Raw genomic sequence first — 15,613 nt, 5'->3', positions numbered from 1 at the left:
GTATTTTAGGGGAAATTTATAACGGTTAGTAAACGACATCGCAAAGCCCGCCGGATGCTGGAACGAAATCTTATGGTCACACTCTTCAGGTAAGAGATGGCCTTAATGATTTTTATGCTCTGCGATGCTGGAGGATCCCCTTGCTGAGATTGTTACTGTTGTTAGTGGGTGCCCGGGAGCTGAAATCGCGTTGGGTGCTGCTGGTGGTGTTGGGTTTTATATGGACAAGTTTTGGGGTGGCCATACTGACAGATATTGCATCGGACGGGACACTGTCATTCCCACTGCATATTTTGACCTGTGTGCTGCTGATAGAAGGCGTAGTGGAGCTGGTCACCGCATTTATTTCACCACAGCCATCGAGCCGGATGAACCTGGCTCGCAGCGGCTGTTTTATCGCCATTGCGCTGGTGGTATTTGGCTATCACGGTGATAACAACCTGCTGTCGCTGCTTTTTGCGACCGTTCTCCTGCTGGATGGTCTGTTCCGCATTATTTCGACCTGCCTGATACGCTGCCGCCTGTATGGCAAAAAGATCGGGTTTGGGCTGCTGCAACTGTTGCTAAGTTTGATGATCTTTTGCAACTGGCCGTGTCATCACCATATTGTGATCGTCGGCTGTTTTGCCGCAATGATGATGCATTCCGGCCTGTCGCTGCTGATATTTGCCCTACAGGTCTGGCTGCTGCCTGCAAACACGTCGGTAACCACTTTACCGATGTTTACCTCACACGGGCTGCGTCATCCTCATGGTACAGCCTACGTGCACCCGCCGTTTCCCCATGCAGAGCCAGAAGTGGCGATGCAGATTCTGGTCTGGACGCCGGTTGGCTCGGCGGTGGTGAAAGAGCGCCGTCTGGTTGTTGATCGCTACCTTGCCGCCATTGATGTTGAGCGCAATGTTTCCACGGGGCATACTGCGCTGGAGCTGCCTGACCAGTTATATATCAGCCACTACCCGCTGAATGATATTGACCGTGACTTTAGTAAGTTTCGCTCAATGGTGCGTGCCGGAGAAGAATACGATGTTGCTGGTCGCTTTGTCATGTCGTTACAGCAGGAGATCGATGAGTGGTGTAGCCCGGACAGACGGCTCACGCTACGCCACTATAATGCTGAAGCACTGCGTAATTACTGGCAGGTTTACTCCCCGGACAGTCGCTATAACCTGACATCGCGTAACTGTTCTACCACGGTAATCCAGGCATTAGATGTGGCGACAGAGGGCGCGCTGGGTGCGCGTGGTGTGGGTGTATTGGGGCTACTCGTTAACCCTGACTTCTGGCTGCTGTGGTTGGTGCGCAGCCGTGCCGAAGGCATGACATGGACGCCCGGTCTGCTGATGGATTATGTCTCTTTGCTGCAAAAAGTGCTGCAACCGACTCCCAGCCGCAGCTGGCGCAGGCGTATGCAAAATGCGTTGGCGCAGCGACGCCTTAGCCTGTTGGCGCTTCAGTTGCACAAAAAAGGGGTACGAACGCGCCGCTCTCTACTCTGAAACCAAACAGATGAACCCCACTGCAATCGATTCTGGAGGGCCATGCTGTTTATGGCTTGGGCGCACGGTCGATGGCGTTAAAACGGGCAGAGCAGGGTGACAGCACGCTGCCGGTTTGGTGTTAATGCCGGGTTGCAGCCGCTGGGGTGAAATAAACGCAGCTGTTGAAAAAACCGGCTGGAGCCATGAGGCCCCTGCCGGTGAGCATTGATTTATCCGGCGGTCATCACCCGATCATCAACATATTTGCGCTTATCCGGCGGCGGCGGGAAATATTGATACAGCCATGTTTCACTCAGCGTCTCATCCTTAGTGCGCAGGAACAGGCGCATATCCACCGGATGGATGGCATCGCTGTCAGGATACCAGTCAAACAGGATACGGTAGCCGTCAATCGGTTCAACGTAGAGGATCTCCACCTGCTTAATGGTACCTGATGACACGTTGATCACCGGCTCGATGCCTTTCGACGCGGCGGCTTTCAAATCTGCCCCGACGAAGTCCACCGCGAAACGGCGCGACCAGACGGCAGGGTAGTTTTCTCCGGGCGCCCAGCCTTCCGGGAATCCCCCCATGCCAGAGCGGGTTGCGTTAACGCGCGCCAGCCCGCTGCGAACAGGCGGCAGGCCGCTCCAGTAGAGCTTGTAGGAGAAACTGTGTTCGCTACCGGCTTTAATTGCCTGTGCAGGCTGCCAGCAGCAGACGATATTATCCAGGGTTTCTCCGGTGGTCGGGATCTCCATCAGGTTAATTGCCCCTTTACCCCACTGACCCACCGGCTCAACCCACAGGCTTGGACGTTTATTGTACCAGCCAATCACATCCTGGTAGCTGTCAAAGTCATGATTAAGCTGGAGCATGCCAAACCCGCGTGGATTTTCATCCTGATAGGCGTTATACGTCAGGCGCTGCGGGTTATTGAGCGGACGGCAGATCCATTCACCCTTTCCTGTCCACATCGCCAGACGATCCGAGTCGTGTATCTGTGGGTGGATGGTATCGCACATGCGGCGCTCAACGGTGCCACAGCTGAACATGGTGGTCATCGGTGCAATGCCTAGCTGCTGGATATCTTTACGGGCATAGATATGATTTTCCACCTCCATCACCACGCGTTTTTCTTCGCAGTGAATGGTGAATTTAAATGCGCCGGTGCAGCTTGGGCCATCCAGCAGGGTATAAACGACAAAGGTCGACTCATCCGCTTTTGGCGTTTCAAACCAGAAAGCGGTGAAGTCCGGGAACTCTTCTTTGCCATTGCTGAAGGTATCGATGGACACACCACGCGCAGACAGGCCGTACTGGAAGGTGTCATCTACCGCACGGAAGTAGCTGGCTCCGAGGAAAGAGACGATATCACGCTTGGCGAGTTCCGGTTTCTTAAACGCGCGGAATCCGGCAAAGCCGAGATCGGTTTTGCCTTCCAGCTGTTTGGTATCCACTTTGGCATCGTTGTAGTTGAACAGCTGCGGGCGGAAGTGGATCTCACGCGCCTCGCGGCTCTCCCCATCAACGGAGAACATACGGATACGGCGTTTGAAGCCCATGCCAACGTGGAAGAACTGAACATCAAGCTGGCGATTGTCGATGCCATTCCACAATGAGTGGTTAGCATCATACTGGATTTCGTTATAGGCCTGTGGGGTCAGCCTTGCCAGGGTTTCTGGTAACGGAGCGGGCATACCGCCCCAGGGTTTGCCCGCCATACTGGCGGCCAGGGTTTTAAAGCACGTCAAAATCAAATCGCTTTGCGCTGCCGTCGGCAATCCCGTCTTCAGCCCAGGCGGCCTGGGAAAATAACGTGGAAAGACCGGACATCCCACTTAAGGTCGCGAATGCCATTGACGCTTTCATAAACATTCTTCGATTCATGCCGGAAATCATTTCCTCTGGTAGAACGGAGTTTGAGTGGTCGTTACACCTTTCATCTCTCAGGTGGCTGGCTGGTTAGCCTTATCCGGAACCGGCTTATCGCCGCGATCCTGCACCCTGAAATCTGTCAGCATATTCCTATTCGCTCAACCGGATTTATCCCGGTTACAGGGAGTTACGACATTAAGCCTGATGAATAATTCGGTTCAGCCAAAATTTATCAGATTATTCTAATCCGCGCAGAAATTTCGACGGGAGATCCGGCAGCCTGTGGGCATTCTCCAGCGACCGCAGGCTGATTTTTGTTGGGGTTTACAGCCAATTGCTGGCCTTTGTCAGGCAGAACAGCAAAAGTTGTCTATAGTTAGTCGACATATCTTTATTTGCCCACGGAGGAACTAAATGGCTACGAAGACTGAATCACAAGATACCCGCCTTGATGACGATCTGGCCCTGCTGGCAGAAACGCTGGAGTCGGTACTGAAATCGTCTGGCGACTCGGCTGATGAGAAGTACGTTGAGCTGAAAGCGAAAGCGGAAAAGTCCCTTAACGAAGTCAAATCCCGCCTTGGCAGCGCTTCGGATTCATACTATGCCCGAGCCAAAGAAGTTGCATGTTGTGCGGATGATTATATTCACGACAAGCCGTGGCACGGTGTAGGCGTTGGCGCGACGTTGGGTCTGGTTGTCGGCCTGCTGCTGGCGCGTCGTTAATTCGGTTCGCGATAAGAAATGCCCTTGCGGGTCAAAACCGGTCTTAGCTGACCGGTTTTTTTTTGCATCCCGTGATGTCTGTCATGCGGTGGCTGGTGCAGCAATCAGAACTCTTTTTGCCCACCCAGCTCAATCACCCTGTTAGGGGGGATCATAAACTGTGCGTGGGCGCGTAACGCATTACGCTGAAGGAAATGAAAGATACCGCCGCTGAGGCGGGCCAGGCCCTTTCTTTTTTTCATGACCAGCGTGTCGTGCGAGGTGAAGAAGGAGGCTTCATTAAGCGTACATCCGAATCCTTCCAGCCCACAGAGGTGCAGAATATCCTGCATGGAAGGGACTTCCTGCCAGCCGTATGAGGCGATTATCTGCCAGAAAGAGGGTGACAGCTGGCGGATAACCAGACGTTGCTGATTGTGCACCCTTGGCGTGTCGCAGGTTCTGATATGCAGTAGAACAACACGTTCATGCAGTACCCGGTTGTGTTTCAGGTTGTGCAGCAGCGCCTGTGGAATTTCATGTTCATTCCTTGTCAGGAAGATGGCCGTGCCGGCAACGCGTTTTGGCGGTAATTTCTCTAAAGAGCTGACCATCGCCAGAAGGCCATCGGCGTTATTGCCCAGGCGTCGGATTAGCTTCGAACGCTCGGCGCTCCAGATAGACATCAACACCAGCATCATCAGCGCCATCAGAACGGGAACCCATCCGCCGGACAGCAGTTTATGCAGGTTAGCGCTGAAGAGCGGAACATCGATCGCCAGCATACCGAGGATAAAGGGTACCGAGGCGATAAAAGGCCACTTCCAGTTTTTCACCGCTACCACCCCAGCCAGGCAGGACGTCAACACCATTGTCCCCGTGACCACAATACCGTAAGCCGACGACAGGGCGGAAGAGTGTTGGAAAGTCAGAATGACGGCCGTCACAGCGGCAAACAGCAGCCAGTTCACTACCGGAATATAGATCTGGCCGGATTCTGTCGCGGAGGTAAATACAATGCGTACCGGAGGCAGAAAGCCCTGGCGTATTGCCTGCTGGGTCAGGGTGTAAATTCCGGTAATGATCGACTGGGCGGCAATCACGGTTGCCAGCGTTGACAGGATAATTAACGGGATCTGCGCCCAGTTCGGTGCCAGCAAATAGAAGGGGTTTTTAGCGGTAGCATGATCGGCCATTACCAAAGCACCCTGGCCAAAGTAATTCAATACCAGCGCTGGCATCGCCAGTACCAGCCAGGCGAGTCTGATTGGGCGCTTGCCGAGGTGCCCCATATCTGCGTATAGCGCTTCGGCACCGGTAACTGCCAGTACCACCATCCCCAACGCGGCGAGAGAGAGTGCCTTGTTGCTCAGCAGAAATTGCAGTGCATATGCAGGATTGAGCGCCTGTAATATGGCGGGATTGATCAGTATGCCTCTGATACCCATCGCGGCCAACGTGATAAACCAGACAATCATGATCGGCCCGAATACCCGGCTGACCTTCTCCGTTCCGTGCTTCTGGATGATAAACAGCAGGGCCAGGATGATAACCGACAGCGGAACGATATAGCGATCCAGAGTCGGAGCAACGATCTCTATGCCTTCAACGGCGGAAAGCACAGAGATAGCGGGGGTGATAATGCCGTCACCATAAAAGAAGGCACCGCCGGTCAACCCGGCGAGCACGATAACGCGCGCGGCCCGTGCACCCACTTTCTGTCTGGCAAGTGACATCAGAGTGAGAATTCCGCCTTCGCCGTCATGGTCTGCACGCATCACAAAACAGACGTATTTTATGGTTACGATAAGCGTAAGTCCCCAGAAGATCAGGGAGAGAAATCCTTTAATCGCCACTTCATTAATGCCGCCGGCCGGCAGAATGGAGAGACATTCTTTCAGCGTGTAAAGCGGGCTGGTTCCAATATCACCAAATACGATGCCCGCCGCCGCCAGCATGGCCGCAGGTAGGGGTTTTTTTTCCGAAGTTTTCATTTATCGATCTTATTTGCGATTAAGTATGACGACATTTGCCTCTCAACGGGCGTTGACTGTACGCCAGATTGCTGCCGAAAAATCAGCTATCCGCGTTCAGAGCAGGGCCGTGAAATGCTGTAAGAGCATTCATAAGTACAATATTATTTACCTAATTTATAGACGGATGGCGTGATTTTTACGACATTTTTATACCGGTTGCTGTCTGAATAACGGTACTGATAATTGCGGTGGGATTACGTGGGAGGGCTATGACAGCTTACTTTAACGGCGTATGCAGAACGCTGAAAGCAGCCAGGTGCCGCAGATCACGAGAGTGGCGCAGTTGTCATTTTCCGGTCATAAATCGCGGCGAAATGTGAAAATGACGTTGTGTTTCTTACATGTGCTTCATACAGTGTGAAAACTTGCCTATACCCGGAGATAAAAATGATAAGAGTGGAAATGCTCGCGACCGGCGATGAAGTGCTGCACGGGCAGATCGTCGATACCAATGCGGCTTGGCTGGCCGCGCTGCTGATGGAACAAGGTCTGGCAATGACGCGTCGTCAGACGGTGGGTGACAGCCTGGAAGAGCTGGTCGCGGTACTGACCGAGCGCAGCGAAATGGCTGATGTCCTGATCGTCAACGGCGGTCTGGGGCCAACCAGTGACGATTTGAGTGCGCTGGCGGCAGCAACGGCCGCAGGTGTGCCGCTGGAAATTCAACCTGAGTGGCTGAGCAAAATGGAGGCATTTTTTGCCAGCCGTGGCAAAGTCATGGCGGCCAGCAACCGCAAGCAGGCTGAAATTCCACGGGGGGCCGAGATGATCGATAACCCGGTTGGCACCGCCTGTGGCTTTGCCATGCAGTTAAATCGTTGCTGGATATTCTTTACGCCAGGCGTGCCGTCCGAATATAAGCTGATGGTAACAGAGCAAATCCTGCCGCGTCTTAAAGCCCGTTTTACGCTGCCGCAACCCCCGCTCTGTTTACGCATGACCACTTTCGGTCGTGGCGAGAGTGACCTGGCATCAGCCATTGAAACGCTACCGCTGCCGGAGGGCGTGGTGATGGGCTATCGCGCTTCCATGCCCATCATCGAGCTGAAGCTGAATGGCCCGGCGGAAAAGCACGCGCAAATGGAACAGTTTTGGCAGCAGGTGCGTGAAATCGCTGGCGACAGCGTCATTTTTGAAGGGTTGGAGACCTTACCTGAACAGCTGGCGCGGCGCTTAAAAGAACACAAGCTATCGCTGTCGGTCAGTGAGCAGTTCAGCGCCGGGCTGCTACAGTGGCAGCTCAATGCCGCCGGAGCCAGGCTGGTTGCGGGCAATGTCCTGCCAGCACAGGGGGAGACGCTCGGCTTACTGGCGGCGCGCAGTCAGCAACTTGCCTCCAAGCATCATGCCCATCTGGCGCTGGTTGTCGGAGCCATGGAAGACGAGCGTTTAGGCTTTGCGCTGCATACGCCGGAAGGCACTTTTGCGCAAAAAGTGAAATTTAGCGTTAATCGTCACGGACTGAAAGCACGTCAGGATATGGTGGCGATGCTGGCAATGAATATGCTGCGCCGCTGGCTTAATGGTCAGACGGTGACCGGCGGGCACGGCTGGATTGAGGTAGTGGAAACCTTGTAATACCTAAGGTTTTAACGAGGCAGTTTATGGCCAGGTGAGCGCGCTTGCCCAGGCTGGCTCTTAAAGCTCGATCTCAATATCACCACTGGCCAGACAGCAGCAGGGTAGAATTTCACCCGGTTGCACAAAGGCCAGCGGTGTTGCGCTGTAGCTGACTTCACCCTTCAGCAGGCGGGTGCGGCAGGAGCCACAATAGCCTTCACGGCACTGGTATTCCACACACACGCTGTGCGCCTCCAGAGCGGCAAGCAGGGAAGGGTGTTGGTCATGGCATTCAAGCTGCGTACCGGAAGCACGCAGCGTAATGGTCGAACGTGCCACTGTTACAGCTGGAAATCGCTGAGGTCATCAGCGTTCACTTCGGAGTCAATCTGCCCGACCAGGTAAGAACTGACCTCCACTTCCTGTGGGGCGACCTGCACGTTATCTGAAACCAGCCAGGAGTTAATCCACGGGATGGGGTTCGAGCGCGTTTTGAACGGCAGATCCAGGCCCACGGCATTCATGCGGATATTGGTAATATATTCAATGTACTGACACAGAATGTCTTTATTCAGGCCAATCATCGAACCGCCGCTGAACAGGTATTCTGCCCACTCTTTTTCCTGCTCGGCCGCCAGCACAAACAGGTCATAACACTCCTGACGACACTCTTTGGCGATTTCGGCCATCTCCGGGTCATCTGTGCCGCTGCGCAACAGGTTCAGCATATGCTGAGTGCCGGTCAGATGCAGAGCCTCATCGCGCGCGATGAGCTTAATGATTTTTGCGTTACCTTCCATCAACTCGCGCTCGGCAAAGGCAAAGGAGCAGGCGAAACTGACATAAAAGCGGATCGCTTCCAGCGCATTCACGCTCATCAGGCAGATATAGAGCTGCTTTTTCAGCGCGCGCAGATTAACGGTGATGGTTTTGCCATTGACCTGATGCGTTCCTTCACCCAGCAGATGCCAGTAGCTGGTCATTTCAATCAGATCGTCGTAGTAGCCGGAGATATCTTTTGCGCGCGACAGGATCTGTTCGTTAGTGACGATATCGTCAAACACCAGCGCCGGATCGTTCACGATATTGCGGATGATATGGGTATATGAACGTGAGTGAATGGTTTCTGAGAACGCCCAGGTTTCAATCCACGTTTCCAGTTCAGGAATGGAGATCAGCGGCAGCAGCGCCACGTTCGGGCTGCGCCCCTGAATGGAGTCCAGCAGCGTCTGATATTTCAGGTTACTGATAAAAATGTGTTTTTCGTGTTCCGGCAGCGCCTGATAGTCAATGCGATCGCGGGATACGTCAACCTCTTCCGGACGCCAGAAAAAGGAGAGCTGCTTTTCGATCAGTTTTTCGAAGATGTCATATTTTTGCTGGTCGAAGCGCGCGACGTTAACCGGCTGTCCGAAGAACATCGGCTCCAGCAACTGGTCATTTTTATTCTGCGAAAAGGTTGTGTAGGCCATGATTCATTCCAAAAAACGGGGGGCAAACGCGTCTGCCCCCGGGGATAAAGGTTAGATTTTGCAGGCACCGCTTTCGCAGCCGTCATCCTGAATGGACGGTGCGAGGTCGTCCTGTGAATCTTCTGCTCCGTCACGGGTGTTCTGGTAGTAGAGCGTTTTGACACCAAATTTATAGGCGGTCAGCAAATCTTTCAGTAGTTGTTTCATCGGCACGCGACCGTTAGCGAAGCGGGTCGGATCGTAGTTGGTGTTCGACGAAATGGCCTGGTCGACAAACTTCTGCATAACGCCAACCAGCTGCAAATAGCCGTCATTATTTGGCATATCCCACAGCAGCTCATAGCTATCTTTCAGGCGCTCATATTCCGGCACCACCTGACGCAGGATACCGTCTTTCGATGCTTTAATGCTGATATGACCGCGCGGCGGTTCAATGCCGTTGGTGGCGTTAGAAATCTGTGAAGACGTTTCAGAAGGCATCAGCGCCGACAGAGTCGAGTTACGCAGGCCGTGAGTTTTCACAGACTCGCGCAGACCTTCCCAGTCGAGCAGTAGCGGGGTATTACAGATAGTATCCAGATCTTTTTTGTAGGTATCGATTGGCATTATGCCCTGCGCGTAGGTGGTCTCTGCAAACCACGGGCAGGCACCCTGCTCAATAGCCAGTTCGTTGGATGCTCTGAGCAACCAGTACTGAATGGCTTCAAAGGTCTGATGCGTCAGATTGTTGGCACTGCCGTCAGAGTAACGCACGCCATGCTTAGCCAGATAATAGGCGAAGTTGATCACGCCGATACCCAAGGTACGACGTCCCATCGCACCGCGTTTAGCCGCCGGGATAGGATAATCCTGGTAGTCAAGCAGCGCATCCAGAGCACGAACTGCCAGCGTTGCCAGCTCCTGCAAATCGTCCAGGCTTTCAATCGCGCCGAGGTTGAATGCCGACAGGGTACAAAGCGCAATTTCGCCGCTTTCGTCGTTAACATCCTGCATCGGCTTGGTCGGCAACGCAATTTCCAGGCACAGGTTAGACTGGCGCACCGGCGCGATAGCCGGGTCAAACGGGCTGTGAGTATTGCAGTGGTCAACGTTTTGAATATAGATACGACCGGTCGAAGCCCGTTCCTGCATCATCAGTGAGAACAGATCGACGGCCTTCACGCGCTGTTTACGAATGCTGTCATCTTTCTCATATTTCGTATACAGGCGTTCAAACTCATCCTGATTAGCGAAGAAAGCATCATACAGGCCCGGTACATCTGACGGGCTGAAAAGGGTGATATCTTCGCCCTTCAGCAGGCGCTGATACATCAGCTTGTTAATCTGTACCCCGTAGTCCATATGGCGTACGCGGTTACCTTCGACACCACGGTTGTTCTTCAGTACCAGCAGGCTTTCCACTTCCATATGCCACATTGGGTAGAACAGCGTAGCCGCACCACCGCGAACGCCGCCCTGAGAGCAGGACTTTACCGCCGTCTGGAAGTGCTTGTAGAACGGAATACAGCCGGTATGGAATGCTTCACCGCCACGGATCGGGCTGCCCAGGGCGCGAATACGGCCAGCGTTAATGCCAATGCCGGCACGCTGGGAAACGTACTTCACAATGGCGCTGGAAGTGGCATTGATGGAGTCCAGGCTGTCGCCGCACTCAATCAGAACACAGGAGCTGAACTGACGCGTAGGGGTACGAACGCCGGACATAATCGGCGTTGGCAACGAAATTTTGAAGGTTGAAATCGCGTCATAGAAGCGTTTAACGTAGTCCAGACGAGTGGCGCGCGGATAGCCTGAGAACAGGCAGGCAGCCACCAGGATATACAGGAACTGTGCGCTTTCGTAGATATCACCGCTAACACGGTTCTGCGCCAGATATTTTCCTTCCAGCTGCTTCACGGCAGCATACGAGAAGTTCATATCGCGCCAGTGGTCAATAAAGCCGTCCATCTGCTCAAACTCTTCGGCGCTGTAGTCCGTCAGAAGATGAGCATCGTATTTACCCATTTCGACCATGCGCGTCACCTGGTCAATAAGCTTCGGTGGCTCAAACTGGCCATAGGCTTTTTTGCGCAGATGGAAAATGGCCAGGCGTGCGGCCATGTATTGATAATCAGGTGCATCGCGTGAGATCAGGTCAGCGGCTGACTTGATGATGGTTTCATGGATATCAGAAGTGCGGATACCTTCGTAGAACTGGATATGGGAACGCAGTTCAACCTGGGAGACGGAGACATTTTGCAGACCTTCGGCAGCCCAGTCGAGAACACGGTGGATTTTATCGAGATCGATACGTTCGGTGCGGCCATCGCGTTTGGTTACAAGCAGACTCTGATTCATGTCGCGTTTTACCTGTCCTTAACAAATAATCCCCACGCTTATGCACAGGTAGCTCTTTGTGAGTAACTCTGTGGATAAACACTACATATAGGGGGTGATAGAAGTTTCAACAACAATATAATGAGTATTCTAGTAACTTCTGCGCGGTTAACAAGGCTTGATTTTCGCAGAAAAATGGGAGTGCCTGACTGGCTTTTTTCCTAAGTCCTCGTTTCTCAAGGCCCTGGGTAATTGTCAATGGGTAAAGATTTTTTTTAGTTTTTTGACCAGTAGCAGGTTTCTTGTCCAGCCAGCCAATTAAGGGCTTTTTGTTAGCGGAAAATACGTGTAATAAAACGCCACTACATGACCAGAAGCATAAAAAATTGGGCCAGGACGGATCGTGGTGGGCGGCGTCAGTCGAAAGCGATGCAATATAAGCCCGACGTTAAGAGGGGCTTAAAGTACCAAGAATCAAAGCTGCATCCGCTTGTGCCAGGGCAAACTAGTCAGTGATGGTGCGGTGAGTATGTACCATATAGTTGACGTCGACGCCGGGTGCCAGCTTGAAACGGTTGGTCAGTGGATTATAGTGCAGGCCAATGATATGACGTTCACGCAGCGGCGTTTCATCCACCCAGTTGAGCAGTTCGCCCGGACGAATAAACTTTTTAATGTCATGAGTGCCGCGTGGCACCATACGCAGTATGTATTCAGCACCAATAATCGCCATCAGCCAGGATTTGCTGTTGCGGTTGAGGGTGGAGAAAAACACCTCGCCGCCGGGTTTGACCAGCTTGGCACAAGCATGAACCACAGAGCGGGGATCGGGAACGTGTTCCAGCATTTCCATACAGGTGACCACGTCATATTGCCCGGCAAACTGCCCGGCATGTTCTTCTACCGTTTGCTGGACATAATCGATGTTCACGCCGCTTTCCAGCGCGTGCAGACGCGCCACCTGCAACGGCTCCGCACCCATATCCAGCCCGGTCACGTTTGCACCTTCACGCGCCATGCTTTCCGAAAGAATGCCGCCGCCGCAGCCGACATCCAGCACCTTTTTGCCAAACAGACCATTGGCATGTTGCGCAATCCATCCGAGACGCAGCGGATTAATTCTGTGCAGCGGCTTAAATTCACCTTCCAGATCCCACCAGCGCGAAGCGACCGCTTCAAATTTGGCGATTTCACCCCGATCAACGTTATGTGTGTCTGTGTTTTGTTCTGCTTTCATTAGGACAGGACTCCAGCCAAAGTTTGCTGCAGTATACATCGTTACCTGCCACGATGGGCAGCGCTTCGGCATACGCGTCTTACAGAAAGCGATTAAGCGCTTACAGCAACGCTTTCCATTCACCACCAGGACGCAGTGTGATATACTTTCGCACCCTTGAATCCGGGATTAAATAGTAAGGAAAGCGCGTCCATGAGCGACCTCGCCCGCGAAATTACACCGGTCAATATCGAAGAAGAGTTGAAGAACTCCTATCTGGATTATGCAATGTCGGTCATCGTTGGCCGTGCGCTGCCAGATGTCCGTGATGGCTTAAAGCCGGTTCACCGCCGTGTGCTTTACGCTATGAACGTGCTCGGTAACGACTGGAACAAAGCTTATAAAAAATCCGCCCGTGTCGTCGGCGATGTCATCGGTAAATATCACCCTCACGGCGACAGCGCCGTCTATGACACCATCGTACGTATGGCGCAGCCATTCTCACTGCGCTATATGCTGGTCGATGGGCAGGGCAACTTCGGCTCCGTCGACGGCGACTCTGCGGCAGCGATGCGTTACACCGAAGTGCGCATGTCAAAGATCGCTCACGAACTGCTGGCGGATCTGGAAAAAGAGACCGTTGATTTTGTGCCCAACTATGATGGCACTGAACAGATCCCAGAAGTGATGCCGACCCGCATCCCGAACCTGTTAATCAACGGTTCTTCGGGCATTGCTGTGGGGATGGCCACCAACATTCCTCCTCACAATATCACCGAGGTGATCAACGGTTGCCTGGCCTACATTGACGACGAGAATATTACCGTCGAAGGCCTGATGGAGCACATCCCTGGCCCGGACTTCCCGACTGCGGCTATCATCAATGGCCGTCGCGGCATTGAGGAAGCCTACCGTACCGGACGCGGTAAGATTTATATCCGCGCCCGTGGCGAAGTCGAAGTGGATGCCAAAACCGGCCGCGAAACCATCATCGTGCACGAAATACCTTATCAGGTGAACAAAGCACGCCTGATTGAGAAAATGGCCGAGCTGGTGAAAGAGAAACGTCTGGAAGGCATCAGCGCCCTGCGTGATGAGTCCGATAAAGACGGTATGCGCATCGTGATTGAAGTGAAACGCGATGCGGTGGGTGAGGTAGTGCTGAACAACCTTTACTCGCTGACGCAGCTACAAACCTCTTTCGGCATCAATATGGTGGCACTGCATCAGGGCCAGCCAAAAATCATGCCGCTGAAGGATATTCTCGAAGCCTTCGTGCGTCACCGTCGGGAAGTGATTACCCGTCGTACCATTTTCGAACTGCGCAAAGCGCGCGACCGTGCTCATATCCTTGAGGCGCTGGCCGTGGCGCTGGCTAACATCGACCCGATTATCGAGTTGATCCGTGCAGCCCCGACACCGGCAGAAGCGAAAGCGGGGCTGATTTCCCGCCCGTGGGCGCTGGGTAATGTTTCTGCCATGCTGGAGCGTGCGGGTGATAACGCCGCTCGTCCGGAGTGGCTGGAAGAGCAGTATGGTATCCGCGACGGTCAGTACCATCTGACCGAGCAGCAGGCTCAGGCGATCCTCGATTTACGCCTGCAAAAACTGACCGGGCTTGAGCACGAAAAACTGCTTGATGAGTATAAAGATCTGCTGGCGCAGATTGCTGAACTGCTGCGTATTCTCGGTAGCTCAGAGCGTCTGATGGAAGTGATCCGTGAAGAGCTGGAGCTGATCCGCGATCAGTTCGGCGACAAGCGCCGTACCGAAATCACCGCCAATAGTGCCGATATCAACATCGAAGACCTGATCAACCAGGAAGATGTGGTGGTCACCCTGTCGCACCAGGGCTACGTTAAGTATCAGCCATTGTCTGATTACGAAGCGCAGCGCCGTGGCGGTAAAGGAAAATCGGCGGCGCGTATTAAAGAAGAAGACTTTATTGATCGCCTGCTGGTGGCCAACACTCACGATACGATTCTGTGCTTCTCAAGCCGGGGTCGTCTGTACTGGATGAAGGTTTACCAGCTGCCGGAAGCCAGTCGTGGTGCGCGTGGACGTCCAATCGTCAACCTGCTACCGCTGGAAGCCAATGAACGTATTACCGCTATTCTGCCGGTGCGTGAATATGCCGAAGGCTGGAATATCTTTATGGCCACCGCCAGCGGAACCGTGAAGAAAACCGCACTGACCGAGTTCAGCCGTCCACGCAGCGCCGGTATTATCGCCGTCAATCTGCGTGATGATGATGAACTGATCGGCGTGTCGCTGACTAACGGTAGCGATGAGGCGATGCTGTTCTCTGCCGCCGGTAAAGTGGTGCGATTCGCGGAGAGCGCGGTGCGTGCGATGGGCCGTACCGCCTCCGGCGTTCGTGGCATCAAGCTGGCTGAAGGCGACCGCGTGGTATCACTGATCGTGCCGCGAGATGATGGCGCTATCATGACCGTGACCCAGAACGGCTACGGCAAACGTACGGCTAACGCCGAATACCCGACCAAGTCGCGCGCGACCCAGGGGGTTATCTCGATCAAGGTGACCGAGCGTAACGGGCCGGTCATCGGTGCGGTACAGGTGGTCGACGGCGATCAGATTATGATGATCACTGATGCCGGTACGCTGGTACGTACCCGCGTGTCCGAGGTCAGTGTCGTGGGGCGTAATACCCAGGGCGTTATCCTGATCCGCACTGCCGAAGATGAAAACGTGGTGGGCCTGCAACGTGTGGCAGAGCCGGTTGCCGAGGAAGAACTCGACGCCATCGATGGCAGCCTTGCTGAAGGGGACGAAGATATTGCCCCGGAAGTGGACAGCGATGATGAAGCGGCAGAACCCGATGACGAATAATCGCTAAACGTCAGTCTGTAAAATAAAGCCGGTTTGCCTGAATCGGCTTAGTCCGCTGACAAACCCCGTGTTTTTACATGGGGTTTGTCTTTTGTAGCG

General features: G+C 53.7%; 9 protein-coding genes and 1 pseudogene. 4 read left to right on the top strand and 6 right to left on the bottom strand.

Annotation, left to right across the window (positions count from 1 at the left end):
* The first annotated feature begins 140 nt into the window (after positions 1-140).
* Complete coding sequence (locus tag EPIR_RS11605) at positions 141-1,499, top strand: hypothetical protein (RefSeq protein ID WP_023655600.1); 1,359 nt, start codon at positions 141-143, stop codon at positions 1,497-1,499.
* Between the two features lie 212 nt (positions 1,500-1,711).
* Here the strand turns inward: EPIR_RS11605 and EPIR_RS11600 are convergent.
* Positions 1,712-3,371 (bottom strand): annotated as a pseudogene (locus EPIR_RS11600) (glucan biosynthesis protein D).
* A 402-nt stretch (positions 3,372-3,773) separates the two neighbouring features.
* Between EPIR_RS11600 and elaB the strand changes: the two are divergent.
* A complete protein-coding gene (elaB, locus tag EPIR_RS11595; RefSeq protein ID WP_023655595.1) occupies positions 3,774-4,085 on the top strand; it encodes a stress response protein ElaB in 312 nt (103 codons plus the stop codon).
* Positions 4,086-4,189: 104 nt separating this feature from the next.
* Here elaB and kup read toward each other — a convergent pair whose 3' ends face one another.
* Entirely contained in the window at positions 4,190-6,058 is a 1,869-nt protein-coding gene (gene kup, locus EPIR_RS11590; protein ID WP_023655594.1) for a low affinity potassium transporter Kup, read from the bottom strand.
* 429 nt (positions 6,059-6,487) lie between these two features.
* Between kup and EPIR_RS11585 the strand changes: the two genes are divergently transcribed.
* Positions 6,488-7,678 (top strand): nicotinamide mononucleotide deamidase-related protein YfaY, encoded by a 1,191-nt coding sequence (locus EPIR_RS11585; protein ID WP_023655593.1) that lies wholly within the window; start codon positions 6,488-6,490, stop codon positions 7,676-7,678.
* Between the two features lie 60 nt (positions 7,679-7,738).
* Here EPIR_RS11585 and yfaE read toward each other — a convergent pair whose 3' ends face one another.
* The 4 genes from yfaE to ubiG form a co-directional block, all read right to left on the bottom strand.
* The gene (gene yfaE / locus EPIR_RS11580; protein ID WP_023655592.1) at positions 7,739-7,999 is read right to left on the bottom strand and encodes a class I ribonucleotide reductase maintenance protein YfaE; all 261 of its coding nucleotides are present in this window, start codon (positions 7,997-7,999) and stop codon (positions 7,739-7,741) included.
* 2 nt (positions 8,000-8,001) lie between these two features.
* Positions 8,002-9,132, bottom strand: coding sequence for a class Ia ribonucleoside-diphosphate reductase subunit beta (nrdB, locus tag EPIR_RS11575; protein WP_023655591.1), 1,131 nt, complete (start codon positions 9,130-9,132; stop codon positions 8,002-8,004).
* A gap of 51 nt (positions 9,133-9,183) precedes the next feature.
* Positions 9,184-11,469: a class 1a ribonucleoside-diphosphate reductase subunit alpha gene (gene nrdA / locus EPIR_RS11570; RefSeq protein WP_023655590.1), complete on the bottom strand. Its 2,286-nt coding sequence runs from the start codon at positions 11,467-11,469 to the stop codon at positions 9,184-9,186.
* 484 nt (positions 11,470-11,953) lie between these two features.
* Entirely contained in the window at positions 11,954-12,685 is a 732-nt protein-coding gene (gene ubiG / locus EPIR_RS11565) for a bifunctional 2-polyprenyl-6-hydroxyphenol methylase/3-demethylubiquinol 3-O-methyltransferase UbiG (RefSeq protein ID WP_023655589.1), read from the bottom strand.
* A 192-nt stretch (positions 12,686-12,877) separates the two neighbouring features.
* Between ubiG and gyrA the strand changes: the two genes are divergently transcribed.
* The gene (gene gyrA / locus EPIR_RS11560; protein ID WP_023655588.1) at positions 12,878-15,514 is read left to right on the top strand and encodes a DNA topoisomerase (ATP-hydrolyzing) subunit A; all 2,637 of its coding nucleotides are present in this window, start codon (positions 12,878-12,880) and stop codon (positions 15,512-15,514) included.
* Positions 15,515-15,613 lie beyond the last annotated feature (99 nt).

This window comes from Erwinia piriflorinigrans CFBP 5888 (assembly GCF_001050515.1).
Taxonomy (GTDB): Bacteria; Pseudomonadota; Gammaproteobacteria; order Enterobacterales; family Enterobacteriaceae; genus Erwinia; species Erwinia piriflorinigrans.
Note: the sequence above shows the minus strand (reverse complement) of the source record. Positions and strands in the feature narration are given on the sequence as shown.